Origin of the sequence: Kitasatospora sp. NPDC049258 (genome assembly GCF_040678895.1) — a bacterium.
Classification (GTDB): Bacteria; Actinomycetota; Actinomycetes; order Streptomycetales; family Streptomycetaceae; genus Kitasatospora.
In genome coordinates this window covers 1-24,634 of sequence record NZ_JBFAQT010000022.1, presented here as the reverse complement: position 1 = coordinate 24,634, position 24,634 = coordinate 1, and the positions used below count along the sequence as shown (strand labels likewise).

24 protein-coding genes, 5 tRNA genes and 1 pseudogene are annotated in these 24,634 nt (G+C 73.2%); 9 read left to right on the top strand and 21 right to left on the bottom strand.

Features of this window, described 5'->3' with window-relative positions; genetic code table 11:
- Nucleotides 1–12 precede the first annotated feature (12 nt).
- Complete coding sequence (locus AB0K43_RS19855) at nucleotides 13–1,647, bottom strand: DAK2 domain-containing protein (RefSeq protein WP_363641445.1); 1,635 nt, start codon at nucleotides 1,645–1,647, stop codon at nucleotides 13–15.
- A 308-nt stretch (nucleotides 1,648–1,955) separates the two neighbouring features.
- Here AB0K43_RS19855 and rpmB point away from each other — a divergent pair, with 308 nt between their 5' ends.
- Nucleotides 1,956–2,141 (top strand): 50S ribosomal protein L28, encoded by a 186-nt coding sequence (gene rpmB, locus AB0K43_RS19850; protein ID WP_073813963.1) that lies wholly within the window; start codon nucleotides 1,956–1,958, stop codon nucleotides 2,139–2,141.
- Nucleotides 2,142–2,282: 141 nt separating this feature from the next.
- Here the strand turns inward: rpmB and thiD are convergent, their stop codons facing one another.
- The 3 genes from thiD to AB0K43_RS19835 all read right to left on the bottom strand — a co-directional run bounded on the left by thiD (nucleotide 2,283) and on the right by AB0K43_RS19835 (nucleotide 5,251).
- The gene (thiD, locus tag AB0K43_RS19845; RefSeq protein WP_363641443.1) at nucleotides 2,283–3,095 is read right to left on the bottom strand and encodes a bifunctional hydroxymethylpyrimidine kinase/phosphomethylpyrimidine kinase; all 813 of its coding nucleotides are present in this window, start codon (nucleotides 3,093–3,095) and stop codon (nucleotides 2,283–2,285) included.
- Between the two features lie 23 nt (nucleotides 3,096–3,118).
- Complete coding sequence (locus AB0K43_RS19840; protein WP_363641441.1) at nucleotides 3,119–4,144, bottom strand: ATP-dependent 6-phosphofructokinase; 1,026 nt, start codon at nucleotides 4,142–4,144, stop codon at nucleotides 3,119–3,121.
- 138 nt (nucleotides 4,145–4,282) lie between these two features.
- Nucleotides 4,283–5,251, bottom strand: a complete 969-nt coding sequence (locus tag AB0K43_RS19835; protein ID WP_363641439.1) for a thiamine-phosphate kinase — start codon at nucleotides 5,249–5,251, stop codon at nucleotides 4,283–4,285.
- Between the two features lie 243 nt (nucleotides 5,252–5,494).
- Between AB0K43_RS19835 and AB0K43_RS19830 the strand changes: the two genes are divergently transcribed.
- Both AB0K43_RS19830 and AB0K43_RS19825 read left to right on the top strand, forming a co-directional pair.
- Complete coding sequence (locus AB0K43_RS19830; protein ID WP_363641437.1) at nucleotides 5,495–5,728, top strand: Lrp/AsnC ligand binding domain-containing protein; 234 nt, start codon at nucleotides 5,495–5,497, stop codon at nucleotides 5,726–5,728.
- Between the two features lie 19 nt (nucleotides 5,729–5,747).
- A complete protein-coding gene (locus AB0K43_RS19825; protein ID WP_363641435.1) occupies nucleotides 5,748–6,254 on the top strand; it encodes a DUF3515 domain-containing protein in 507 nt (168 codons plus the stop codon).
- Between the two features lie 48 nt (nucleotides 6,255–6,302).
- On the opposite strand, the gene AB0K43_RS19820 is transcribed toward AB0K43_RS19825, so the two are convergent.
- The 3 genes from AB0K43_RS19820 to AB0K43_RS19810 are packed head-to-tail and all read right to left on the bottom strand — an operon-like array spanning nucleotide 6,303 to nucleotide 9,305.
- Nucleotides 6,303–7,445 carry a D-alanine--D-alanine ligase family protein gene (locus tag AB0K43_RS19820; protein ID WP_363641433.1) on the bottom strand — a complete coding sequence of 381 codons (1,143 nt, stop codon included), beginning with the start codon at nucleotides 7,443–7,445 and terminating at the stop codon, nucleotides 6,303–6,305.
- A gap of 40 nt (nucleotides 7,446–7,485) precedes the next feature.
- Complete coding sequence (locus AB0K43_RS19815; RefSeq protein WP_363641431.1) at nucleotides 7,486–8,487, bottom strand: NAD(P)H-dependent glycerol-3-phosphate dehydrogenase; 1,002 nt, start codon at nucleotides 8,485–8,487, stop codon at nucleotides 7,486–7,488.
- A complete protein-coding gene (locus AB0K43_RS19810) occupies nucleotides 8,484–9,305 on the bottom strand; it encodes a lysophospholipid acyltransferase family protein (RefSeq protein ID WP_363641429.1) in 822 nt (273 codons plus the stop codon). Before AB0K43_RS19810 ends, AB0K43_RS19815 begins: the two co-directional genes overlap by 4 nt.
- A gap of 305 nt (nucleotides 9,306–9,610) precedes the next feature.
- On the opposite strand from AB0K43_RS19810, the gene cofC reads away from it, so the two are divergent.
- The gene (gene cofC / locus AB0K43_RS19805; RefSeq protein WP_363641427.1) at nucleotides 9,611–10,327 is read left to right on the top strand and encodes a 2-phospho-L-lactate guanylyltransferase; all 717 of its coding nucleotides are present in this window, start codon (nucleotides 9,611–9,613) and stop codon (nucleotides 10,325–10,327) included.
- Nucleotides 10,328–10,356: 29 nt separating this feature from the next.
- A complete protein-coding gene (locus tag AB0K43_RS19800) occupies nucleotides 10,357–10,581 on the top strand; it encodes a hypothetical protein (protein WP_350642009.1) in 225 nt (74 codons plus the stop codon).
- A 7-nt stretch (nucleotides 10,582–10,588) separates the two neighbouring features.
- Here the strand turns inward: AB0K43_RS19800 and AB0K43_RS19795 are convergent, their stop codons facing one another.
- Together AB0K43_RS19795 and AB0K43_RS19790 are read right to left on the bottom strand one after the other, a co-directional pair.
- Nucleotides 10,589–10,885 carry a hypothetical protein gene (locus tag AB0K43_RS19795; protein WP_363641425.1) on the bottom strand — a complete coding sequence of 99 codons (297 nt, stop codon included), beginning with the start codon at nucleotides 10,883–10,885 and terminating at the stop codon, nucleotides 10,589–10,591.
- On the bottom strand, nucleotides 10,882–11,082 hold the full coding sequence (locus AB0K43_RS19790; protein ID WP_363641423.1) for a hypothetical protein: 201 nt from the start codon (nucleotides 11,080–11,082) through the stop codon (nucleotides 10,882–10,884). Before AB0K43_RS19790 ends, AB0K43_RS19795 begins: the two co-directional genes overlap by 4 nt.
- A gap of 218 nt (nucleotides 11,083–11,300) precedes the next feature.
- On the opposite strand from AB0K43_RS19790, the gene AB0K43_RS19785 reads away from it, so the two are divergent.
- The gene (locus tag AB0K43_RS19785) at nucleotides 11,301–12,062 is read left to right on the top strand and encodes a GntR family transcriptional regulator (RefSeq protein WP_363641421.1); all 762 of its coding nucleotides are present in this window, start codon (nucleotides 11,301–11,303) and stop codon (nucleotides 12,060–12,062) included.
- Nucleotides 12,063–12,238: 176 nt separating this feature from the next.
- On the opposite strand, the gene AB0K43_RS19780 is transcribed toward AB0K43_RS19785, so the two are convergent.
- The 4 genes from AB0K43_RS19780 to leuC all read right to left on the bottom strand — a co-directional run bounded on the left by AB0K43_RS19780 (nucleotide 12,239) and on the right by leuC (nucleotide 15,662).
- Nucleotides 12,239–12,991 (bottom strand): HU family DNA-binding protein, encoded by a 753-nt coding sequence (locus AB0K43_RS19780; protein WP_363641419.1) that lies wholly within the window; start codon nucleotides 12,989–12,991, stop codon nucleotides 12,239–12,241.
- A gap of 133 nt (nucleotides 12,992–13,124) precedes the next feature.
- Entirely contained in the window at nucleotides 13,125–13,313 is a 189-nt protein-coding gene (locus tag AB0K43_RS19775) for a hypothetical protein (protein WP_350642023.1), read from the bottom strand.
- 307 nt (nucleotides 13,314–13,620) lie between these two features.
- Entirely contained in the window at nucleotides 13,621–14,217 is a 597-nt protein-coding gene (gene leuD / locus AB0K43_RS19770; RefSeq protein WP_363641417.1) for a 3-isopropylmalate dehydratase small subunit, read from the bottom strand.
- Between the two features lie 5 nt (nucleotides 14,218–14,222).
- The gene (leuC, locus tag AB0K43_RS19765; RefSeq protein ID WP_363641415.1) at nucleotides 14,223–15,662 is read right to left on the bottom strand and encodes a 3-isopropylmalate dehydratase large subunit; all 1,440 of its coding nucleotides are present in this window, start codon (nucleotides 15,660–15,662) and stop codon (nucleotides 14,223–14,225) included.
- 231 nt (nucleotides 15,663–15,893) lie between these two features.
- Between leuC and AB0K43_RS19760 the strand changes: the two genes are divergently transcribed.
- Complete coding sequence (locus AB0K43_RS19760; protein WP_033823066.1) at nucleotides 15,894–16,607, top strand: IclR family transcriptional regulator; 714 nt, start codon at nucleotides 15,894–15,896, stop codon at nucleotides 16,605–16,607.
- 181 nt (nucleotides 16,608–16,788) lie between these two features.
- Here AB0K43_RS19760 and AB0K43_RS19755 read toward each other — a convergent pair.
- From AB0K43_RS19755 to AB0K43_RS19720, 8 genes are all read right to left on the bottom strand, one after another.
- Nucleotides 16,789–16,863: transfer RNA gene (locus tag AB0K43_RS19755), tRNA-Gln, on the bottom strand.
- A 4-nt stretch (nucleotides 16,864–16,867) separates the two neighbouring features.
- A tRNA-Glu gene (locus AB0K43_RS19750) sits at nucleotides 16,868–16,940 on the bottom strand.
- 22 nt (nucleotides 16,941–16,962) lie between these two features.
- A tRNA-Glu gene (locus AB0K43_RS19745) sits at nucleotides 16,963–17,035 on the bottom strand.
- Between the two features lie 38 nt (nucleotides 17,036–17,073).
- Nucleotides 17,074–17,146, bottom strand: a tRNA-Glu gene (locus tag AB0K43_RS19740).
- Nucleotides 17,147–17,193: 47 nt separating this feature from the next.
- Nucleotides 17,194–17,265, bottom strand: a tRNA-Gln gene (locus AB0K43_RS19735).
- A 175-nt stretch (nucleotides 17,266–17,440) separates the two neighbouring features.
- Nucleotides 17,441–18,946, bottom strand: coding sequence for a glutamate--tRNA ligase (gene gltX / locus AB0K43_RS19730; RefSeq protein WP_363641413.1), 1,506 nt, complete (start codon nucleotides 18,944–18,946; stop codon nucleotides 17,441–17,443).
- A gap of 10 nt (nucleotides 18,947–18,956) precedes the next feature.
- The gene (locus tag AB0K43_RS19725; protein WP_363641411.1) at nucleotides 18,957–19,757 is read right to left on the bottom strand and encodes a fumarylacetoacetate hydrolase family protein; all 801 of its coding nucleotides are present in this window, start codon (nucleotides 19,755–19,757) and stop codon (nucleotides 18,957–18,959) included.
- Nucleotides 19,758–19,984: 227 nt separating this feature from the next.
- The gene (locus AB0K43_RS19720; protein WP_363641409.1) at nucleotides 19,985–20,209 is read right to left on the bottom strand and encodes a hypothetical protein; all 225 of its coding nucleotides are present in this window, start codon (nucleotides 20,207–20,209) and stop codon (nucleotides 19,985–19,987) included.
- Between the two features lie 610 nt (nucleotides 20,210–20,819).
- On the opposite strand from AB0K43_RS19720, the gene AB0K43_RS19715 reads away from it, so the two are divergent.
- Complete coding sequence (locus AB0K43_RS19715) at nucleotides 20,820–24,533, top strand: nitrate- and nitrite sensing domain-containing protein (protein WP_363641407.1); 3,714 nt, start codon at nucleotides 20,820–20,822, stop codon at nucleotides 24,531–24,533.
- A gap of 10 nt (nucleotides 24,534–24,543) precedes the next feature.
- A pseudogene (locus AB0K43_RS19710) lies at nucleotides 24,544–24,634 on the top strand (roadblock/LC7 domain-containing protein); the annotation flags it as partial.

Genomic DNA, 24,634 nt, shown 5'->3' with positions numbered 1-24,634 from the left:
CGCCCCGATGAGCTACTCCACCCCGATGAGCAGCGGCGCCGACTCCTGGCCGCCCAGGTAGACCATGGTGTCCACCTCGGGCCGCTGCCGGCGGGCGTGCGCCACCAGCTGGTCGGCCAGCGCGCCGGGGACGCCCTCGCCGAGGACCAGGGTGACGAGTTCGCCACCGGCGGCCAGCATCCGGGCGAGCACGGTGGCCGCGGTGTCGGCCAGGTCGGAGCCGATCAGGGCGACGTCGCCGTCGATCAGGCCGAGCACGTCGCCGGCCTGGCAGACGCCGGCCATCGTCCAGGACTCGCCCTCGGCGACCGCGAGTTCGGCGTAGCGGGTGGCTCCCGCGGCGGAGGTCATGGCGACCACGTCCTCGTCGAAGCGCCGGGCGACCTCGTGCACGGCGAGCGCCGCCAGCCCCTGGACCGGCGAGCGGGTGGGCAGCACCGCGATCCGCAGCCCCTCCTCGCGGAGCTGGTCGGCGGCGGCGCCGGCGGCGGCGCGCAGTTCGGGGTCGTTCAGCAGCAGGACGACCTCGCGGGCGGCGCAGCGCCGGACCGCCTCCACCAGTTCGGAGCTGGCCGGCGGGTGGTCGGGGTCGGCGAAGAGCACGGCGGAGCCGGCCTGCTCGCAGAGTTCGGCGAGCCCGCTGCCGGTCACCACGCTGAGCACCGCCCGGCCGTGCGGGGCGGGCGCGGGCGGCTCGCCGACCCGGGCGGCCGCCTCGGCGAAGTGCGTGATCCGGATCCGGTACGGCCGGCCGGCCTCCACCCCGGCCTCCACGGCGGCGCCGGCGTCGTCGACGTGCACGTGGACGTTCCACAGACCGTCGCCGCCGCCGACCACCAGCGAGTCGCCGAGCCCGGCCAGCCTGGCCCGCAGGCCGGGCATCGCCTCGTCGGGCGCGTCCAGCAGGTAGATCACCTCGAAGGCGGGGTGGCCGGGGCCGGCCGGGCGCTGGTGGCCGTCGCAGCCGGCCGCGGGGCCGGGGAGGGGCACGGGCACCGCGGTCTCGCCGCGCAGGGCGAGCGGACCCATCGGGCTCTGCCCGGAGACGGCGTCCAGCAGCGCGCCGAGCACGGCCACCAGGCCGCGCCCGCCGGCGTCCACCACGCCCGCCTCGGCCAGCACGTCCAGCTGCTGCGGGGTGCGCAGCAGCGCCTCGCGGGCACCGCGGTAGGCGGCCTCGGCGACGGCCGGCAGGCCGTCGGGGCTGCGGCCGGCCCCGCGCGCGGCCGCGGCCGCGACGGTCAGCAGGGTGCCCTCGACCGGCTCGGCGACGGCCTGGTAGGCGGCGTCCGCGGCGACGGCCAGCGCCCGGCGCAGCTGCCCGGGGTCGCCGCCCTCGGCCAGGGCGCCGGCCAGCCCGCGCAGCCACTGGGCGAGGATCACGCCGGAGTTGCCGCGGGCGCCGAGCAGCGCGCCGCGGGCCACCGCCGCCATGGCCGGGCCGAGGCCGGGTTCGGGGAGCTCCGCGAAGCAGCTCTCACCGTGGGCGGCGGCGGACTCGACGGTGAGGTAGAGGTTGGTGCCGGTGTCGCCGTCGGGCACGGGGTAGACGTTGAGCGCGTCGATCTCCTCGCGGGCCTGGCCGAGAGCGGCCAGGGCCAGCCGGTACCAGGTGCGGACGGCCGGGGCGTCGAGCGTGTCCAGCACCAGGTCTCCTCCGGGTGAACGCCACGGGAACGCGACTGAACGCGGTGGCTAGGGCGATGCTGGCAGGTTATCGGTGCCCGGCCCCGGCCCGCCCGCGCGGTCGGCGGCGGCCGCTGCCCCGGCGACGGGAACGATCACGGCCCTGAGCATGGTAGTTTCGTTCAGCGGGAGCACCCGATGTATGCTTCTGCGGTTGCCTGGAACAACCCGGGCTCACCCCTTGAACCGATTCAACCCCACGCGAGTGGGGGCGGTCGCTCAGCCGGGGTTTTCGAACGTACCTGATCTGAAGTCTTGGAGTGACTCCTGTGGCTGCCAACTGCGACGTCTGCGGCAAGGGGCCGGGCTTCGGCAACAGCATCTCCCACTCGCACCGCCGTACCCCTCGTCGTTGGAACCCCAACATCCAGACGGTGCGCGCTGTGGTTGGGCGGACGCCGAAGCGGCTCAACGTCTGCACCTCGTGCATCAAGGCCGGTAAGGTCTCGCGCTGACGCGCAGACCGGTAAGCCGGTCCTCCGGACAGCCGATCCATCCTCGGGTGGGTCGGCTGCTCTGTTGTTCCGGGCCTGCACGGCGCTGCGGGGGTCAGGAGGTTCTCCTCCTGACCCCCGCAGTGCTGTCTGCGGGCAGGGTCAGCGCCAGCGCCAGCCGTGGTCGACCGGGCCGATGCCCGCGCCCAGGGCGAAGCCGGCCGCGATGGCCCCGGTGACGTACTCCTTGGCGGCGGCCACCGCCTCGGGCACCGCGGCGCCCTTGGCGAGCTCCGCGGCGATCGAACTGGCCAGGGTGCAGCCGGTGCCGTGGGTGTGCCGGTTGTCGTAGCGCGGCGCCCGGTACCAGTGCTCGCTGCCGTCCGATCCGACCAGCAGGTCGGCGGCCTCCCCCTCCAGGTGCCCGCCCTTGACCAGCACCCACTCCGGCCCGAGCTCGAGCAGCGCCTCGGCCGCGGGCCGCATCCCGTGCTGGCCGGTGACTTCGATGCCGGTGAGCTGGGTCACCTCGTGCAGGTTGGGCGTGGCCAGGGTGGCGACCGGCAGCAGCCGTTCCCGGACGGTGGCGACCGCCTCGGCCACCAGCAGCGCGTCGCCGTGCTTGGAGACCCCGACCGGGTCGACCACCACCGGCGCCCCGACCCCGGCCAGCAACTCGGAGACCACCTCGACCAGCTCGACCGAGGCCAGCATGCCGGTCTTCACCGCCTGCACCCCGATGTCGTCGACCACGCTGCGGAACTGCGCGCGGACGGCGTCCGCGGGCAGTTCCCAGTAGCCCTGCACGCCGAGCGAGTTCTGCGCGGTGACGGCGGTGATCACGCTCATGCCGTGCACGCCGAGGGCGAGCATCGCCTTGAGGTCGGCCTGGATGCCCGCGCCGCCGCCGGAGTCGGAGCCGGCCACGGTGAGCACCCGCGGGGGTGCCGAGGAGGGGTGGACTGTCGAAACCATGCCGCCAACCTACCGGGCGCGGCTCACAGCACCGCTTCGGATTCCAGCCAGCGGGCCTCGGGCACGGTCTTCAGCCGGGTGACGGCGTCACCGATCGACACCAGCCGGATGTCGTTGCCGCGCAGCGCGGTGAAGTGCCCGAACGCGCCCTTGTGCACGGCCTCCACGGCGTGCCAGCCGAACCGGGTGGCCAGCACCCGGTCGCGGGCGGTGGGGGTGCCGCCGCGCTGGGTGTGGCCGAGGATGACCGGCCGGGCCTCCTTGCCGAGCAGCCCCTCCAGCTCGTTGGCGAGCCGGTTGCCGATCCCGCCGAAGGTCCGGTGGCCGTACTGGTCGACCTGGCCGTGCTCGAACCGCAGGGTGCCGGGCAGCGGTTCGGCCCCCTCGGCGACGGCGATGATGGCGAACTTCTTGCCCCGCCGGAACCGCTCCTCGATCATCCGGGCGACCACCTCGATGTCGAAGGGCTTCTCCGGGATCAGGATGCCGTGCGCGCCGCCGGCCACCCCGGCGGTCAGGGTGATCCAGCCGGTGTGCCGGCCCATCAGCTCGACCACCATCACCCGCTGGTGCGACTCGGCGGTGGTCTTCAGCCGGTCGATCGCGTCGGTGGCGACGTGCACGGCGGTGTCGAACCCGAAGGTGACGTCGGTGGCGTCGATGTCGTTGTCGATGGTCTTCGGGACCCCCACCACCGGCAGGCCGGCGTCGCTGAACTGCTTGGCCGCGGTCAGCGTGCCCTCCCCGCCGATCGCGATCAGCGCGTCGATGCCGACGCCGCGGGCCAGGATCCGGGCGTTGTCGACGGCCCACTCGATCCGCTCGCGCTGCACCCGGGCCGAGCCGAGGATGGTGCCGCCCAGGGTGAGCAGGCCGGTGACGTCGTCGTGCGAGACCACCCGGCTGCGGCCCTCGATCAGGCCGAGGAAGCCGTCCTCGATGCCGATGATCTCGTCACCGTGGACATCGGTGCCCCGGTGCACCACCGACCTGATCACCGCGTTGAGGCCGGGGCAGTCGCCGCCGCTGGTCAGGACACCGATTCGCATGGTGGCTGTGCTCTCCCGCTCCGTGGGGCCCGGCAGCCGCGCCGGGCCGGTTCCGACACCGCAAGCGTACGCACTCGCCCCGCCCCCGGACCCGCTCCCGCGCCACCGCCGCGCGGTGCGGTGCGGCCCGCGGCGCCGCTACTGGTCCGCGAAGTGGTCCCAGCCGCCGGCCCGGTCCCAGGGCGCGCCGTCCACCGTGACCCGGCCGCCGCGTGCCGCGCTCGCGGTGCGCACCACCTCACCGACCACCCGCCAGCGGGCCGGCAGTTGGACGGACTTCGGGAAGGTGGCCACGATCGCGTGGTCCTCCCCGCCGGAGAGCACCCAGAGCAGCGGGTCCACCCCGACCGCCTGGCCGATGTCGGCCATCTGGGCGGGGACGTCGAAGTCGGCGGCACGCAGGTCGATGTCGACACCGCTGGCCCTGGCGACGTGGCCGAGGTCGGCGACCAGCCCGTCGCTCACGTCCACCATCGCGTTCGCCCCGAGGTCGGCCGCGGCCGGGCCGGCGTGGTACGGCGGCTCGGGCCGGCGGTGCGCCTCGACGAAGGCCCGCGGCGAGCGGAAGCCGCGCTGCAGCACCGTCAGTCCGGCCGCGGACCAGCCGAGCCAGCCGGTCACCGCGACCACGTCGCCGACCTGGGCCCCGGAGCGCAGCACCGGGGCGCGGCCCTGCAGGTCGCCCAGCGCGGTGATGGCCAGCGTGATGGTCTCGCCGCGGACCACGTCGCCGCCCACCACGGTGGCGCCGGCCACCTGGCACTCGTCGCGCAGCCCGTCCATCAGCTCGGTCGCCCAGGTGGTCGGCAGGTCGGCGGGGGCCACCAGGCCGAGCAGGATCGCGGTCGGCACGGCGCCCATCGCGGCCACGTCCGCCAGGTTCTGCGCGGCCGACTTGCGGCCGACGTCGTAGGCGGTGGACCAGTCGCGGCGGAAGTGCCGGCCCTCGATCAGCACGTCGGTGGTGGCCACCACCCGCCCGTCCGAGGCCTTGACCACGGCCGCGTCGTCGCCCGGCCCGAGTTCGACGGCCGGGGTCAGCGGCAGCCGGGCGGTCAGCTCCCGGATGAGTCCGAACTCGCCGAGCTCGCCCACGGTCCCCTGCATCTGCCGTCCTCTCAACTCAATCCGTCCGGCCGTGCGGATGGCTCCGCGGCCGTCTCCGGGGCCCGGCCGCCCGCCACGGCCGCGCGCCCCCGCGCGCAGCGTACGCCCTCGGGCCCGGCAGGGGACTCCCGTACCGGCGGCACCGCGCGGTAGCGTGGTGATCAGCCTGTCGGTCGGCCTGCCGCACCACTCCTGGCCGGTCCCCGGGGGGCGATCTCCGTTCCGAGCCGCCTGGAGGTCCCTGTGGTCCATGCATACATCCTGATCCAGACCGAGGTGGGCAAGGCGACGGCCGTGGCCGAGTCCATCTCCAAGATCGAGGGCGTCCTCACCGCCGAGGACGTCACCGGACCGTACGACGTGATCGTCCGCGCCGCGGCCGACACGATGGACAACCTCGGCCGGATGGTCGTGGCCCAGGTCCAGCAGGTCGAGGGCATCACCCGCACGTTGACCTGTCCGGTGGTGAACCTGTAGGGCCGGATAGCATCGGTGGGTGTCCCTGACCTCCCGCCTCGCCGCGCTGCCCGCCCCGGTCCGCTGGCTCACCCTGCCGGCGGTACTGCTGGGCGGCATCGTGCTGCTCACGGCCGCCTGGCAGGTGCCCGCGGACGTCACCCCGCCGGCGCCCCGGCCCGAGGCCGCCGGGTACTGCGCCGCGCTGGACAAGGCGCTGCCGAGGACGGTGCTGGGCCATCCCCGGGAGGACCCCTCCCCCGCCTCCCCGTACACCGCCGCCTGGGGCAGTTCACCGCGCACCGTGCTGCGCTGCGGCATCGACCGGCCCGGCTACCTGGACGACGACCCGCTGCGCAGCTCGCCGGAGATCAACGACGTGCAGTGGGGCATGTCCCGGACGGCGGACGGCGGGTACCGCTTCGTGACCACGCTGCGCAAGGCGTACGTGGAGGTCGAGGTGCCCGCGGGCGCCTACCCCAACTACTCCGACCCGCTGAGCTCGCTCACCGACGCCATCAAGGCGACCGTCCCCGACGGTCTCTGAGCGCCGCTGCCGCCCCCGGTCACCCGGGGGCGGCAGCGGCCGGACGGGCTAGCGCAGGCCGGTGGAGCGCCGCAGCGCGGCCTGCAGCAGACGGTCGATCAGCTCCGGGTACGGCACCCCGCTGGCCTCCCACATCTTCGGGTAGGCCGAGATGGGCGTGAAGCCGGGCATGGTGTTGATCTCGTTGACCATCCAGCTGCCGTCCTCCAGCAGGAAGAAGTCGACCCGGGCCAGCCCCTCGCAACCGAGCGCCTCGAAGGCCGCCACGGCCTGGCGCCGGATCTCGGCGGTCTGCGCCTCGTCCAGCCGGGCCGGGATCTCCACCTCGGAGGAGTCGATGTACTTGGCCTCGAAGTCGTAGAACTCGAAGTCGCCGCCGACCACGATCTCGGCCGGCACGCTGGCCCGCGGGCCCTCCTCGAACTCCAGCACCGCGCACTCGATCTCGCGCCCGGTCACCCCGGCCTCGACGATGATCTTCGGGTCGTGCCGGCGGGCCTCCTCGATCGCCGCGTCCAGCTGGGCCAGGTCCTTGACCTTGGTGATGCCCATGCTGGAGCCGGCCCGGCAGGGCTTCACGAACAGCGGCAGCCCGAGCTCGGCGATCCGCTCGCGGGCGGCGGCCCGGCCCTGCTCGCTCTCCCACTCGCGCGGGCGCACGACCGTCCAGCGGCCCACCCCGATGCCGTGCGAGGCGAGGATCCGCTTGGTGTACTCCTTGTCCATGCCGGCCGCGCTGGCCAGCACGCCGGAGCCCACGTACGGCACCCCGGAGAGCTCCAGCAGGCCCTGCAGCGTGCCGTCCTCGCCCCACGGGCCGTGCAGCAGCGGCAGCACCACGTCCACCTCGCCGAGCACCTTGGGCGCGGCGCCGGGCTCGCTCCAGACGACCTCGCGGCTGCCGGGGCTGCCGGGCAGCGAGACCTGGCCCTCGGTGGACTCGGCCACCTGGTCGACGTCCGGCAGCCGGCCGTCGGTGATGGCCATCCGGCCGGGCTCGTCCCCGACCAGGGCCCAGCGGCCCTCATGGGTGATGCCGATCGGCAGCACCTCGTACTTGCTCCGGTCGATCGCGCGGAGCACGCTGCCGGCCGTGACGACCGAGATGGGGTGCTCGGAGCTGCGGCCGCCGAAGACGATCGCGACGCGCGGCTTGGCCGCGTGGTCCGTGGAGGTCTTTTCGATGCTCATATCGCTTTTGAGACTACCGTGCGAAGGTTTCCGGGTCGCGTCACCGGCGCTCCGGCTTGGCCGAACGGGCCATCAGGCCCTTGAGCACCTCGTGGGTCGGGCGCCCGTTGTGCACCACGTCGACCACCGCCTCGACGATCGGCATGTCGACCCCGCTGCGCCGGGCCAGGTCCAGCACCGACTCGCAGGACTTGACGCCCTCCGCGGTCTGGCTGGTCGCCGCGACGGCCTGCTCCAGGGTCATCCCGCGGCCGAGGTTGGTGCCGAAGGTGTGGTTGCGGGAGAGCGGCGAGGAGCAGGTGGCCACCAGGTCGCCCATCCCGGCGAGGCCGGCGAAGGTGAGCGGGTCGGCGCCCAGCGCGACACCGAGCCGGGTGGTCTCGGCCAGGCCGCGGGTGATCAGGGTGGCCTTGGTGTTGTCGCCCAGACCCATCCCGTCGGCCATGCCGACCGCCAGGCCGATCACGTTCTTGACCGCCCCGCCGAGCTCGCAGCCGACCACGTCGGTGTTGGTGTACGGGCGGAAGTACGGCGTGTGGCAGGCCGTCTGGAGCCGCTTGGCGACCGACTCGTCGGTGCAGGCGACCACGGTGGCGGCCGGCTGCCGGTTGGCGATCTCCCGGGCCAGGTTGGGCCCGCTGACCACGGCCACCCGCTCGGGGCCGACCCCGGCGACCTCCTGCAGCACCTCGGTCATCCGCTTGGCGGTGCCGAGCTCGATCCCCTTCATCAGGCTGACCAGCACCGTCCGCGGGCCGAGCAGCGGCGCCCAGGCGGCGAGGTTCTCGCGCAGCGTCTGGGAGGGCACCACCAGCACCGCGAAGTCCGCGCCCGCCATCGCCTCGGCGGGGTCGGCGGTGGCCCGGACCGCGTCGGGCAGCGGGACGCCCGGCAGGTAGTCGGGGTTGACCCCGGTCCGGTTGATCTCGTCGGCCAGCTCCTTGCGGCGGCCCCACAGGGAGACCTCGCAGCCGGCGTCGGCCAGGATCATCGCGAAGGCGGTGCCCCAGGAGCCGTTCCCGAATACCGCGCAACGGGTCACTGGGCCTGCTCCTCGGTGTCGGTCGCCTTGGTCGCCGCCCGATCGCCCTTGCCCTCGGCGGCGGCGGCCCGCTCCCGGGCGGCCCTGCGCATGTCGTACCGGACGGCCGGCGGCTGCTCGCCGCGGATGCCGGCGAGCACCTCGGTGATCGCCGCCATGATGTCCTCGGTGGCCTCGCGCAGCACCTGGGCGGTGAGTTCCTTGCCCTGGTAGCGGCTCAGGTCCACCGGCGGCCCGGCGGCCACCGTCACCCGGTGCCGGGGGAAGAGGTTGAACTTGCTCTTGCCGCCGCGCCCGTACGGCGGCACGATCTCGTGCGCGCCCCAGTGCGCCACCGGGATCACCGGTGCGCCGGTCATCAGCGCGACCCGGGCGGCGCCGCTCTTGCCGGTCATCGGCCACAGCTCCGGGTCCCGGGTCAGCGTGCCCTCCGGGTAGAACTGCACGCACTGCCCGCCCTCGATCGCCTCGATCGCGGCCCGGAAGGCGGCGGCGGCGTCGGTGGACTCCCGGAACACCGGGATCTGGCCGGTCTTGCGCAGCATGAAGCCGATGAACGGCACCGAGAACAGCTGGGACTTGCCGAGTATCCGCGGCGGGCGCCCGCTGTTGTACTGCCAGTGCGCGTAGACCACCGGGTCGATGACCGAGTTGTGGTTCACCACCGCCAGGAAGCCGCCCTCCTCGGGGAGGTGCTCCCATCCGCGCCAGTCCGGCTTCACCAGGGCGGTGGTCACCGGCTTCACCAGCACGGCCGCGAAGCGGTACCAGATGCCGTAGTCGGCGTTGCCGAACCTGGCGTTCGAGCGGCGGGCCACCCCAGCTCCTCCTCATCCGGTGCGGCACCCGGGTGCCGCACGTCTTCCGTCGTCTCCCGGCCTTCGCCGGTCGGGGCCGTCGGCCCGGTCCGCACCTGCACCGCCGTCACCGGCGGACGAGTCCCGACCCGCGGCTCGCCGCCGGCCGCACGGCCGGGCGGCGCCCCAGGCGCGGATCAGTCTCACCTGCGGACCTGCCGGCTGTCGAGCGGACCTGCCCGTCGGCCGCGGGCACGTGAGCAACCGCACGCCGAGCGCGCGGTGCGGTTGGCCAGGGCCGCGGACCCGGCGCCACAATGGCGCCGATGACCCAGGACACCGTACGCCCCGTCGGGCCGCTCACGCCCGCTCCCTCCCCGTCGCACCCCGGCGCGGGCGCGGCCGGTGCGCCGGGCTGGTCCCTGGTGCTGCCGGTCAAGCCGCTCGAACTGGCCAAGAGCCGGCTGGGCCCGTTCGCCGGGCCGCGGCGGGCCGAGCTGGCGCTGGCGTTCGCCCTGGACACCGTGACGGCCGCACTGGCCTGCCCGCCGGTGGCCCGGGTCCTGGTGGTCACCGGGGACGCGGTGGTGGCCGAACGGGTCCGCGCGCTGGGCGCGCTGGTGGTCGGGGACGAACCGGTCGGCAATCGCGGCGGGCTCAACCCCGCGCTGGCGCACGGAGCAGCGCGAGCGCTCCGGTACGCGCCGCGCGCCCCCGTCGCCACGCTGTCCGCCGACCTGCCCGCGCTCCGGCCGGCCGAACTCGCCCTGGTGCTGGCCGCGGTGCCCCCCGGCCACCGTGCCTTCCTCGCCGACACCCCCGGCACCGGCACCACCCTGCTGGCCTGCCCGCCGGGCCTGCGGCTGAGCCCGGCCTTCGGCCCCGGCTCACGCGAGCGGCACGCCGCCCGCGGCGCCCGCGAACTCCCGCTGGCCGGCGTACCGTCGGTCCGCCGGGACGTGGACACCGCGGCGGACCTGGTGGAGGCGCTCGCCCTGGGCGTCGGCCCGCACACCGCCGCGGTGGCCGCCACCCTGGTCTGAGCCGCTCGACCGCTCGCTATGCTGCAGGCATGCAGGCCACCTCGTTCACCTTCGACCCGGCGACCCGGACGGGCTCGGTACTGCTCGACGACGGCACCCCGGTGCCCTTCGACGCCGCGGCCTTCGACGCCGGCGGCCTGCGCCTGCTGCGCCCCGGGCAGCGGGTCCGGATCCGCACCGAGGGCAGCGGCGAGGCCCGCCGGGTGGTCTTCCTGACCCTGCAGACCTTCCCGGACCCGGGCGCCGAGGCCTGACCTCGCGCTACCTTCGGGCCGGCTCCACCGTGACGGTGTGGGAGCGGCCCGCCAGCACGAAGGCCATCACCAGCCGGCCGTCCCTGGCCAGCGCCTCCTCGACCCGCCCCACCGCCTCCGGCCCGAAGTAGCCCTGGCAGACCTCGTACTGGGCCCAGCCGAGCGGCAGTATCCGCAGCGCCTCCCAGAGTGCCGCCAGGGCGTCCGGCAGCCGGCTGAAGGTCGCGGGCAGGGTGATCCCCTCGATGACCACCGTGACCGCCGCTGATGCTGCTGATGCCGCTGCCGTGTGCCTGGTCGTCATGGTCCTGGCTCCTCGCTCTGGTCGTCGATCCGGTCGTCGAACTCGGCCCAGGCCAGCTGGGCCCCGGTGGAGTACCGGTGGCCGAAGCGGTCCGCCTCCGCCAGCACGGTGAGCAGCTCCTGATGGGCCGCCTCGCCGCGGCCGGCGGCGAGCGGGACCTCCACCCGGTAGCCGCCGCCCTCCGGCCGTCGGCGCACTCTCGCCCTCGCCCCGGCGGCGCCGGCGAGGCGTCGAGCGAGACATCCGGCGAGGTCAAATGCCCTGGTGGTGCGCACGCGACGTCTCTCCCTGTGGGCACTCGATCACACCCGGTAAATCTAACTCATCAGATTCCACCTGATGCATTAGATTGTCAACGTCGTATCACCCGCCCTGCCGAACCCGGTCGGGCCGCGCCTGCCGCCGGGAGTGCCGGATGCCCTCACTGGAGCCCCCGTACCTGCGGGTCGCCGACGACCTGCGACGCCGGCTGACCCTGGGCGAGTGGCCGGTCGGTGAGCGGCTGCCCTCCCGCGCGCAGCTCGCCGCCGACTACGGGGTGGGGCCGAACGTGCTCCAGCGGGCACAGGAACTGCTCATCGCCGAAGGGCTGCTGGAGGGCCGGGCCGGCTCCGGCACCTATGTCCGGCTGCCCACCGAGCGGCGCCGGATGGTGCGTTCCCGGCACCGCGGGCTGAGCGGGCCCTCGCCGTTCCGGGCCGACCACGGCAACCGGGAGCCGGCCGGCAGCTGGGACGCCAACAGCTTCGCCCGCACGCCGGCCCCGCCGGAGATCGCCGACCGGCTCGGTATCGAACCGGGCGAGCCGACCGTGCGCACCTGCTACGAGTTCCTCACCGACGGCCGCCCGGTGCAGCTGGCCGAGAGCTGGGAGCCGATGTCGGTCACCGGCGGGACACCGGTGCTGCTGCCCGAACTCGGTCCGCTCGCCGGGCGGGGGCTGGTGGAGCGGATGGCCTCGATCGGCATTCAGGTCGACCACCTGGTGGAGCGGCCGCGACCGGCCCGGGCCACCCAGGAGCAGGCGCACCTGCTCGGCATCTCGGCCGGCGACCTGGTGACGCTGGTGGAGCGGACCTACTTCGACGTGGACGGCCGGGCGGTGGAGACCGCCGACCTGGTCGTCCCGGACTCCCGCTGGGAGATCGTCTACGAGCTCCCGGTCCCGGGCCGCTGAACCGGCGTCAATCCTTCCCGCGGGCCCGCCGGCCGGGCCCGCGAAGGCAAACGGCTGCGGCGGCCCGCCCCGGGGTGATCCGGGGCACGGGCCGCCGCAGCCGTCCGGTGCGTGCACCGTTACCGCTGTTACCGCGGGTACCGGCTGGCTCGCCGGTGCCCGGGCACCGCCAGTGACTACTTGGCGGTCGCCTTGCGCGCGGTGGTCTTGCGCGTGGCGGTCTTCTTCGCCGGCGCGGTCTTCTTGGCCGCCGCCGTCGCCTTCTTGGCGGTGGTGGTCTTCTTGGCCGCCGCGGTCTTGGCGGTGGTGGCCTTCTTGGCCGCGGTGGTCTTCGCCGGGGTGGTCTTGGCCGCCGTGGTCTTGGCCGCGGTGGTCTTGGCCGCCGTGGTCTTCGCCGCGGTGGCCTTGGACGCCGTGGTCTTGGACGCCGTGGAGCGGGCGGTGGTGGTCTTCTTGACCGCCGCCTTCTTCGCGGTGGTGGTCGCCTTGCGGGCGGCCGTCTTCTTCGCCGCGGCGGCGGCCGGGGCGGCGGCAGCGGCGGCAGCGGCGCGCTTGGTGGCGGCGCGCTTCACGGCGGCGGTGGTGCCGCCCTTGCCCGGGGTGAGGGAGCCCTTGGGGGCCTTCTTCACCGAGGGGCCGTCCTTCGGCAGCTTCTTGGCGCCGGAGACCAGGTCCTTGAAGCCCTGGCCCGGGCGGAAGCGCGGAACCGCGGTCTTCTTGACCTTGACCCGCTCGCCGGTCTGCGGGTTACGGGCGAAGCGCGCGGAGCGCTCCACCTTCTCGAAGGTGCCGAAACCGGTGACCGACACGCGGTCTCCTGCCACAACGGCACGCACCATGGTGTCGAGCACTGCGTCGACGGCCTCTGCGGCAGCCTTGCGACCGCCCAGCTGCTCGGCCACCGCTTCGACAAGCTGAGCCTTGTTCACGTCTTCCCCTTCGGAAACGGGCGCCGGATGATTCCATCCGTTCATTTCGCACGTTAGGTATGTATCTGCGGACTTTCAATTACCAAACGTGTGAATCACCCTAGTGTCGCAATGGATTTGCGCGTCGGCGACCTCACGGGCGCGGCTGCCGCCCCTCGTCGAGGTCTTGCACAAAGCGACTCAACCGCCGCGCCGCCTCCGGAAGATCGCGCTTGGCGGTCTCCGTGACGATGAGCAGTTGCCGGGTGAGAGCGGTCTTTGCATCCGTTGACACGTTCAGCGCAGAAACGCGAGCGTGCGCTTGCTTCAACCGCTCGGCCACTAGCGCGTAGAGCGCTGTGACTTCCGAGTCGTCCGGTTCCTCAGCAGGTGAGGTGTGTTGGTCCGTCCGGTCGTCAATTCGACTGCCGGCTGCACCGTCCGTCTCCTCCGTCGCGGCGGGTTCGCCACCCGGGCACGGAGGTTCGGGGAGCCGGTGCATGCAACGATTGTGCCATCTGTACGGAGTTGCGCTGCCCCGGGGGTTTATGCAGACCGCCGCGGCGGTCCGAACTCCCGTCCCGAACAGCCGAAGACCCGCCCCCCCGAGGGGGAGCGGGCCATCCGGCGAAGCATCAGAAAGCGGTGGATCAGGCCACCGGGAGGGTCCTCGGCTTGAAGGCCGGCCGGGTCGTCTCGAAGGCCGCGATGTCGGCCTCGTTCTGCAGCGTGATGCTGATGTCGTCCAGACCGTTGAGCAGCCGCCAGCGGACGTTGTCGTCCAGCTCGAAGGAGGCGTTGACGCCCTCGGCGCGGACCTCCCGCGCCTGGAGGTCGACGGTGATCTCGGCGGTCGGATCGGCCTCGACGAGCGCCCACAGCCGCTCCACCGTCTCCTGCGGCAGAACCACCGTCAGGAGGCCGTTCTTCAGCGAGTTGCCACGGAAGATGTCGGCGAACCGCGAGGAGATGACGGTCTGGAAGCCGTAGTTCTGCAGCGCCCAGACGGCGTGCTCGCGGGAGGAGCCGGTGCCGAACTCCGGGCCGGTCACCAGCACGGTGGCGCCGGCGCGCTCGGGCCGGTTCAGGACGAAGGACTCGTCCTTGCGCCACGCCTCGAACAGCCCGTCCTCGAAGCCGGTGCGGGTGACCTTCTTCAGCCAGTGCGCCGGGATGATCTGGTCGGTGTCGACGTTGCTGCGGCGCAGCGGGACGGCCCGGCCGGTGTGGGTGGTGAACTTCTCCATGCTGCTCAGGCCTCCACAGCGACGTTGGGGTCCGCCAGGTCGGCGGCGCTCAGATCGGCGGGCGCCGCCAGCCGGCCCAGCAGGGCGGTCGCGGCGGCGACCTGGGGCGACACCAGGTGGGTGCGGCCGCCCTTGCCCTGGCGGCCCTCGAAGTTGCGGTTCGAGGTGGAGGCGCAGCGCTCCCCCGGGGCCAGCTGGTCGGGGTTCATGCCCAGGCACATCGAGCAGCCCGCGTGCCGCCATTCGGCGCCGGCGGCGGTGAAGACCTTGTCCAGGCCCTCCTCGACGGCCTGCAGCGCCACCCGCACCGAGCCCGGGACGACGAGCATCCGGACGCTGTCGGCGATGGTGCGGCCCTCCAGGATGGCGGCCGCGGCCCGCAGGTCCTCGATCCGGCCGTTGGTGCAGGAGCCGACGAAGACGGCGTCCACCGCGACCTCGCGCAGCGGCGTACCGGCCTCCAGGCCCATGTACTTCAGCGCGTTCTCGGCGGCGATCCGCTCCTGTGGGTCCTCGAAGGAGGCCGGGTCCGGCACGTCGGCGCCCAGCGGGGCGCCCTGGCCGGGGTTGGTGCCCCAGGTGACGAACGGGGTCAGCCGGGTGGCGTCGATGAAGATCTCGTGGTCGAAGACCGCGTCCTCGTCGGTGGCCAGGGTCTTCCAGTACGCGACCGCGGCGTCCCAGTCCTCGCCCTCGGGGGCGTGCGGGCGCCCCTCGAGGTAGTCGAAGGTGGTCTGGTCCGGGGCGATCATGCCGGCCCGGGCGCCCGCCTCGATGGACATGTTGCAGATGGTCATCCGGGCCTCCATGGAGAGGCTGCGGATGGCCGAGCCGCGGTACTCCAGGACGTAGCCCTGGCCGCCGCCGGTGCCGATCTTCGTGATCACGGCCAGGATCAGGTCCTTGGCGGTGACGCCCTCGGGCAGCTCGCCCTCGACGGTGATCGCCATGGTGCGGAACGGGGCCAGCGGCAGCGTCTGGGTGGCCAGCACGTGCTCGACCTGGCTGGTGCCGATGCCGAAGGCCAGCGCGCCGAAGGCGCCGTGGGTGGAGGTGTGCGAGTCGCCGCAGACCACGGTGGTGCCCGGCTGGGTCAGGCCCAGCTGCGGGCCGACCACGTGCACCACGCCCTGCTCGATGTCGCCCAGCGAGTGGATCCGCACCCCGAACTCGGCGGCGTTGCGGCGCAGCGTCTCCAGCTGGACCCGGGAGACCGGGTCGGCGATCGGCTTGTCGATGTCCAGGGTGGGGGTGTTGTGGTCCTCGGTCGCGATCGTCAGATCGGTCCGGCGGACCTTGCGGCCGGCCAGTCGGAGGCCGTCGAAGGCCTGCGGGCTGGTCACCTCGTGCAGCAGGTGCAGGTCGATGTAGAGCAGGTCGGGCTCGCCCTCGGCGCGCCGGACGACATGGTCGTCCCAGACCTTCTCCGCCAGTGTCCGTCCCATCGCTTTCCCTCCAGCCGGCCGCATTGCCGGCCTTCTCGTGTCGTCGAGGTCTCTTCCCGAGCCACCCTGGTGAGGCTCGCCGCAGGCGACCTGCACGCCGGATCGTGTCCAGGATGTGGACACCTGGGTAAGGGTCCGTCCTGGGTGTCTCCCGGGCTGCTGCATCCAGAGTGGCGCTTTTCTCGCCGGATTGAACTTGCGTCTCGCGTACTGAGACTGCAGTATCGAGACATGGACAACACAAGCGGCGTCGGCGTTCTCGACAAGGCCGCTCTGGTGCTCAGCGCACTGGAGTCGGGCCCCGCCACGTTGGCGGGGCTGGTCGCCGCCACCGGTCTGGCGCGGCCCACGGCCCACCGACTCGCCGTCGCACTCGAACACCACCGCCTGGTCACCAGGGACATGCAGGGCCGGTTCATCCTCGGCCCCCGACTCTCCGAGCTCTCCGCCGCGGCCGGCGAGGACCGCCTGCTGGCCGCGGCCGGCCCGGTGCTCACGCACCTGCGGGACGTCACCGGCGAGAGCGCCCAGCTCTACCGCCGGCAGGGCGAGATGCGGATCTGCGTGGCCGCCGCCGAGCGCCTCTCCGGCCTGCGGGACACCGTGCCGGTCGGCTCCACGCTGCCGATGAAGGCCGGCTCCGCCGCCCAGGTGCTGCTCGCCTGGGAGGAGCCCGAGCGGCTCCACCGGGGCCTGCAGGGCGCCCGGTTCACCGCCACCGCGCTGAGCGGTGTCCGGCGGCGCGGCTGGGCCCAGTCGATCGGCGAGCGGGAGCCCGGCGTGGCCTCCGTCTCGGCGCCGGTGCGCGGCCCCTCCAACCGCGTGGTGGCCTCGGTCTCGGTCTCCGGCCCGATCGAGCGCCTCACCCGCCACCCGGGCCGGCTGCACGCCCAGGCCATCATCGAGGCCGCCAACCGCCTCACCGAGGCGCTGCGCCGCGGCTGAGCGCCGACGGGACGACGTTGCCGCAGGGGCCGCTCCGGACATCCGGGGCGGCCCTGCGCCGTCGGCGGCACTCGGCGGCACCAACGGCACTGCCGCACCGGCAGCACTCGGCAGCGCCCGGAAAAGCAAAAAAGCCCCGGGTGACCGGAGCTTCTCAGGACCTGCGTGGGGCTTGTATTTCTGGCTGGGGTACCAGGACTCGAACCTAGACTAAATGAACCAGAATCACTCGTGCTGCCAATTACACCATACCCCAAAAGTACCCCCGACCGGATTCGAACCGGCGCTACTGCCGTGAGAGGGCAGCGTGCTAGGCCGCTACACAACGGGGGCCCGCACCATCACTGGTGCTGAGTACCCCCGACCGGATTCGAACCGGCGCTACTGCCGTGAGAGGGCAGCGTGCTAGGCCGCTACACAACGGGGGCATACTCGTATCTTTATTCAGTTTGCAATTTGCATTGCGTACCCCCGACCGGATTCGAACCGGCGCTACTGCCGTGAGAGGGCAGCGTGCTAGGCCGCTACACAACGGGGGCTTGTCCTGCTTGTCCTACCTGCACTGCTCAACACTACCTGTACTGCGCTGGGGTACCAGGACTCGAACCTAGACTAACTGAACCAGAATCAGTCGTGCTGCCAATTACACCATACCCCACCAGAGTTCAACCCCTGCGGAGCCTTCCTCGGTGTCTTGCGCCTCCCTGCCCGGGCGGCGCAGAAAGAACATTACCCGACGCGTGGCCCGGCTCCAAAATCGATAACCGCAGGCAGCGCCGCGGGCGCCTGCGGGCCTGGTCAGCGCACCAGGCCCGCAGGCGTCACGAGCCGGCTCAGGCGGCCGGCAGGAGCTCCAGGGCGCCCCGCAGCCGGCGCAGCGTCTCGGCCCGGCCGAGCAGCTCCATCGACTCGAAGAGCGGCGGCGAGATCCGGCGGCCGGTGACGGCCACCCGCAGCGGCGTGAAGGCGAACTTGGGCTTGATGCCCAGGCCGTCCACCAGCGCCTCGCGCAGCGCCGCCTGGATCGGCTCCGGAGTGAAGTCCGCGAGCTCCTCCAGCGCCTTGATGCTGGCCTCCAGCACCGGGCGGGCGTCGGCGGTCAGTACCTTGGCCGCGTCGTCGGGGTCGACCGCGAACTCGGCCGGGTCGACGAAGAGGAAGCCGGCCATCGCGACGATCTCGCTCAGCACCACCATCCGCTCCTGGGTGAGCGGGGCCACCGCGGCCAGCAGCTCCAGCTGCTCGGCGGTCGGCTCGGCCGGCAGCAGGCCGGGGGCCTGCAGGTACGGCACCAGCCGGCGGACGAACTCCTCGGGAGCCAGCTCGCGCACGTGGCGGGCGTTGATCGCCTCGCACTTCTTGAGGTCGAAGCGCGCCGGGTTGGCGTTCACGTCCGCGATGTCGAAGGCGGCGACCAGCTGGTCCATCGAGAAGTGGTCGTCGGCCGCGGAGAGCGACCAGCCCAGCAGGGCAAGGTAGTTGAGCAGCCCCTCGGGCAGGAAGCCGCGCTCGCGGTAGAGGTTGAGCGAGGCCTGCGGGTCGCGCTTGGAGAGCTTCTTGTTGCCCTCGCCCATCACGTACGGCAGGTGCCCGAAGCGCGGGGTGGTGCCGTTGCCGACACCGATCTCGGCGAGCGCGGCGTAGAGCGCGATCTGACGCGGCGTCGAGGAGAGCAGGTCCTCGCCGCGGAGCACGTGAGTGATCTCCATCAGCGCGTCGTCGACCGGGTTGACCAGGGTGTAGAGCGGAGCGCCGTTGGCCCGGACGATGCCGAAGTCCGGGACGTCCTTGGGGTCGAAGCTGACCGGGCCGCGGACCAGGTCGTCGAAGGTCAGCGTGCGGTCGGGGATCCGGAAGCGGACGATCGGCCGCCGGCCCTCCCCGCGGTACACCGCGACCTGGTCGGCGGTGAGCTCGCGGCAGTGGCCGTCGTAGCCGCTCGGCCGGCCGGCCGCCCGGGCCGCCTCGCGGCGGGCGTCCAGCTCCTCGGTCGAGCAGTAGCAGTCGTAGGCGTGGCCGGCCGCCTTGAGGCGGGCCGCGACGTCCGCGTAGATGTCCATCCGCTGCGACTGCCGGTAGGGCGCGTGCGGGCCGCCGATCTCGGGGCCCTCGTCCCAGTCGAAGCCGAGCCAGCGCATCGCGTCCAGCAGCTGGTTGTACGAGTCCTCGGAGTCGCGGGCCGCGTCGGTGTCCTCGATCCGGAAGACCAGCTTGCCGCCGTGGTGGCGGGCGAAGGCCCAGTTGAACAGGGCGGTGCGGACCAGGCCGACGTGCGGGTTGCCGGTCGGGGAGGGACAGAAGCGGACCCGGACGGTCGGGTCCAGCTCGGAGTTAGCCACGCTTACAGCCTCAATCACGGGAGATGACCTTGTTGGCGAGAGTGCCGATACCTTCGATGGTGACGGCGACCTCGTCGCCGACGCCGATGGGGCCGACACCCGCGGGGGTGCCGGTGAGGATGACGTCGCCCGGGAGCAGGGTCATCGCTTCGGAGATGTGCGCGATCAGCTCGGCGACCGGGCGGATCATCAGCGAGGTCCGGCCGGCCTGCCGCAGTTCACCGTTGACGGTGCAGGTGACCGCCAGGTCGGCCGGGTCGAGGTCGGTCTCGATCCACGGGCCGAGCGGGCAGGCGGTGTCGAAGCCCTTGGCCCGGGCCCACTGGCCCTCGCGCTGCTGCACGTCGCGGGCGGTCACGTCGTTGGCGCAGGTGTAGCCGAGGATCACCTCGGGCACCCGGTCGACCGGCACCTCGCGGCACATCCGGCCGATCACCACGGCCAGCTCGGCCTCGTGCTGGACGTCGCCGGAGAACGGCGGGTACGCGATGGACTCGGTCGGGCCGATCACGGAGGTGGAGGGCTTGAAGAAGGTCAGCGGGACGTCCGGGACCTCGTTGCCCAGCTCCGCGGCGTGCGCCGCATAGTTGCGGCCGACCGCGACGATCTTGCTGGGGAGCATCGGCGCGAGCAGTCGGACGTCCTGGAGGCGGTAGCTCTCACCGGTCGGCTGCGGCGCCCCGAACGGGTGTCCGGCCAGTGCGTGCAGCACCAGCGAGTCGGGCTTCGAGGGATCACCCTCGACCACACCGAAGGAGACGCTGCCGGCGGCAGGGCTTCCTTCCCGGACGGAGAACCTGGCAATGCGCACTGCCCAGCAACCTCTCGGTTCGTCGGCCGCCGGGGCGCCCGGACGCTGGCCGGGCCCGCGGACCGGGGCCCTGCTCGATCGTCCCCAGGCTATCGCGTGGGCCGTCACCCGCAGTCGCGGCAGGCTCGATCCCGGTCGCGGCGGGCCCCATCGCGCGCCCCCGCCGCGGCCGGGCGTGCGAAGGGGCGCCGACCGCGACTGCGGTCGGCGCCCCGGTCGGCCTGAGGTCAGTCCAGCGGGGTGCGCGGGGCCGGGGCGACCATCAGGATGGTGCGGCGCGGGTTGGCCGTGCTGTCGGGCAGCTCGGCGGAGTACTCACGGGGCGCCTGCGCGGCGAGGAAGCCGGGCAGCTGGCCGAAGTCCTCGACGGAGGCCAGGGTGGTCCGACGCGGGTTGGCCGTGGGGCGGCAGTTGAGCGTGGACTTCGAAGCCTTCTTCGTCGGCTCGGACATTGCGTCACACCTCGGGGTCGTAGGCGGGCCGTGGCGACCGGCCCGGCAGGGTCGGCGTTTCGGACCGGCCTCGGGATGGGCAGGCTGGAATCACGGCGGGGGCACAGGCGTGCGCCCGCCGAGGCAAGGCTAAGGATCTCCTTTCACAGCCGCCGTGACCAAAGCTACACATAGCGGTGTGACTTTGCTCACTTTTCACTGGAAAATTGCCGCGATCTCGGCCAATTCCGACGTGGAGAAATGGCCGACATAGGGGATATCTCGGACATTTTGGGACCTCCGGCACTCCGGTGAATCCGCAGCCCACTTGGCATGCATCCGGCAAGTGTCCGAAAAGGGCTGTATTCCGGCACCCCTACCGCACAGTCCGTGAGGCGGCGCGCGCACTGGGTAGCCCAGGACACCGACGGGTAACGCCCCTTGTTGGACTTCTCGTGCTGTGCTGGAATGCCACGGAAAAACTCGACACCGTCCTATCCCGCCAGTCGCGGGAGGGGCGCCCGGTCCAGAGGTTGCGACGCCAGTGCAGGGACGTTTCAAGAGGGGCAGCGGCGCCGCGGGTGACCCGGAGCAGCGCGAGCCCATGTCAGGCTCCCACCAGGCAGCACCGATGACCGGCGCTGCCGCCGATCGGTTGACTTCCGGCGGCTCCGAGCCAGCCCCAGGCGACAACGCCGCCGGCGCGGACAGCGCCGAGCATGCGGACAAGGAGAGCCGCCGATCCCGGCTGCGCGGTTCACTGAACCGCCGCCGGGCCACCGGCATGAGCCGGTTCGCCATGAAGAACTGGCGGATCCGGACGCGCCTGATCGCGCTGCTGCTCCTCCCCGTGATGGTCGCGCTGGTGCTCGGCGGCCTGCGGGTGCAGACCTCGCTGGAGAACTCCCGGCAGCTGGCGCAGATGAAGGACCTGGCGGACCTGGCCCGTAAGGCCACCGCCCTGGCCAACGCGCTGCAGACCGAGCGCGACATCAGCGCCGGCCCGATCACCTCGGACGCCAACCACCAGAACCCCGAGGACGCCGAGGTCACCGAGGCGAAGAAGAACAGCGACGCGCTGAGCAAGGCGTTCAACGCCAGCGCCGACAAGTTCGACGAGCTCGACCTCGCCGGTGGCAAGACCCTGCTGCTGCAGGTCCGCAAGGACCTCAACCAGCTCACCGCGGCCCGCAACAACGCGTACCGGAGTCCTGACAACATCCAGGCCACCATCACGAGCTACGACGTGATGATCAAGGACCTGATCGACATCATCCAGGACCTCGCGATCACCTCGAACAGCACCGAGCTGATCAAGACAACCCGCGCGCTGCGCCAGTTCTCGCTGGCCAAGGAGAGCACCTCCATGCAGCGCGCGCTGATCAGCGCGGCGCTCGCCCGGCCGGGTACGGCCGACCTGAGCACCTCGGACGAGACCTTCGGCATCCGCCTCCAGGGCGCCGAGGACAACGCGCTCGCCAACTTCACCGCCATCTACGGCGAGGGCGAGGCGCGCGCCAAGCGGGCCCAGATGAGCTACAACCAGCTGATCGCGGAAGCCGACCGGTTCACCAAGGCCGTGCTCAACCCGAACGGCATCCAGCAGGCCGAGAGCCGCAGCTACAAGAGCTGGTACGACGACGCCACCGCCAAGATCACCGCTGAGCGGAACATCGAGACCGGCCTGGTCGACGACCTCGACGGCAAGGCCCAGGCGCTGCAGTCCGACGCCGACACCCAGGCGCTGATCAACGCGGCCCTGGTCGCGATCGTGCTCATCGTCGCCATCGCCGGCGCGGCCCTGATGGCCCGCTCGATGGTGCGCTCGCTGACCCGGCTGCAGACCGCGGCCGAGGACGTCGCCGAGCGGCGGCTGCCCGAGCTGGTCAAGACCCTCTCCGAGAGCGACCCGCAGGACGTCGACGTCACCGTCGAGGCGGTCGGCGTCGACTCGGCGGACGAGATCGGCCACGTGGCGCACGCGTTCGACATGGTGCACCGCGAGGCCGTCCGCCTCGCCGCCGAGCAGGCGCTGCTGCGAGGCAACATCAACGCGATGTTCACCAACCTCTCGCGCCGCAGCCAGGGCCTCATCCAGCGCCAGCTGTCGCTGATCTCCGAGCTGGAGAGCCGCGAGGCCGACCCGGACCAGCTGGCCAGCCTCTTCAAGCTGGACCACCTGGCGACCCGTATGCGCCGTAACGGTGAGAACCTCCTGGTGCTCGCGGGTGAGGACCCGGGCCGCCGCTGGACCCGCCCCGTGCCGCTGGTCGACGTGCTCCGCGCCGCCGCCTCCGAGGTGGAGCAGTACGAGCGCATCGAACTCGCCGCGGTGCCGTCCACCGAGGTCGCCGGCCGCGTCGTCAACGACCTCGTCCACCTGCTCGCCGAGCTGCTGGAGAACGCCACCTCGTTCTCCAGCCCGCAGACCAGGGTCCGGGTCACCGGCCACGCGCTGCCCGACGGCCGGGTGCTGGTCGAGATCCACGACACCGGTATCGGCCTCAGCCCCGACGACCTCGCGGACATCAACGAGCGCCTCGCCAGCCCGCCGGTGGTGGACGTCTCGGTGTCCCGCCGGATGGGTCTGTTCGTGGTCGGCCGCCTGTCCCTGCGACACGGCATCCGGATCCAGCTCCGCCCCAGCGACTCCGGTGGCACCACCGCGCTGGTCATGCTCCCGGTGGACGTCACCAACTCCGCCGACCGCCGGGGCGGCCGTCCCGGCCAGGGCGGTCCCGGCGGCAAGCAGCAGCGCGGCGTCGGTCCGACCCCGCGCCAGCAGGGCCGGGCCGGTGCGGCCGACGCGCTGTCCGGCCGCCAGGCCGCCGCGCTCGGCCAGGGTCCGGGCGGTGCCGGGAACGGCCGCCCGCAGCTGGGCGCGCCCCAGGGCAACGGCCCGCAGGGCGGCCAGCAGGGCCGTGGGCAGGCCGGTGGCGGGCTGTTCGGCGGCCAGCCCTCGGGCGGCCCCGGTGCCCCCGCAGGTGGCGGCCTGCCGACCCGCGAGGTCGGCCAGTCGCTCCAGGGCGGCCCGGCCGCCCCGCAGGGCAACCCCTCCCCCGACATGCCGCCGCGGCGGGTGCCCGGCGCCTCCGGTGCGCCCGGCGCCTCCGGTGCGCCCGGCGCCCCCGGTGCCGGTGCCGGTGCCCCCGGCGGGATGCCCCGCCGCTCGCCGCGCCCGCAGGACGGCCCTCCCGGCCGCCGGCCGGCCGGCGAGCGCCCGCAGCCGCGGGCCGGTGCCGAACTGCCCGAGAGCGCCGCTCCGTTCGGCGAGCGTCCGCAGCACGGCCGGGCCGACCAGGCTCCGTCCGCCGAGGGCGCCCGCGGCGGACTCGCCCCGCGCCGCCCGCAGGGCCCGCAGAACCCGCAGCGCCGTCCGCAGCAGCCGCAGCCGCAGCCGCAGCAGGCTCCGGCCGAGAGCGCCGCGGAGAGCACCGCCCAGTTCGCCCGGCCCCGGTTCGAGGCCAGCGACATCGACCCCCGGGACCCGCTGGGCCTCGGCCTGGTCGAGCCGGTGCTGCCGAGCGTGCCCGGCCCCGCCGGTCAGCAGCAGGCCCAGCCCGGCCAGCCGCAGCAGGCGTTCGCGCCGCAGCAGGGCCAGGCACCGGGCGCCCAGCGCCCGCAGCGCCAGGCCGGCGCCGAGCGGCCGCAGCCGATGGCGCTGCCGACCGGTCCGGGCGCGGAGGACACCCAGTGGTTCCGCCCCGAGGACGGCGACCAGTCCAACCGCCCCCGCCCGTACCAGCCGCAGCGCCCGGGGACCTCGGCCCCCGGCATCGCGGAGCAGGGCCGTCCGCAGCAGGGTCACCCCCAGCAGCGGCAGGCACCGCAGGGCCGGCCACAGCCGGCGCCGCAGCAGCAGGCCCCCCAGCAGGCTCCGCAGCAGCACGCCCCGCAGCAGCAGGCCCCCCAGCAGCGCCAGGCGCCGCAGGGTCCGGCCCAGCCGCCCCTGCAGCCGGAAGCCCCGTGGCGCCCGTCGGCGAACGACGAGCGCTGGCGCCGGGCCGAGCAGCTGCGCGAGCCCTCGACCGGTGGCCTGACCACCTCCGGGCTCCCGCGCCGCACCCCGCAGGCCAACCTGGTGTCCGGCACGGCGGAGTCCTCTCCGCTGACCGGCCCGCAGGTGTCCCGCAGCCCGGAGGAGGTGCGCGGCCGGCTCACCAACCTGCGCCGCGGCATCCAGCAGGGCCGCCAGGCGGGTACCGGCGCCAACCCCGGCGCCGGCCAGGCCCCGCAGGGCTTCGACGGCTTCGGCGGCGCCGCACGCGGCAACCGTCCCGGTCATGACGGGCAGCGCAACGCCGATGGCACCTACGGCTTCGGCCCCGAGCACCAGGAGCGTTGAGTTGAGTCAGATGAGCCAGGCCGCACAGAACCTGAACTGGCTGATCACCAATTTCGTGGACAACACCCCCGGGGTGTCGCACACGGTGGTGGTCTCCGCCG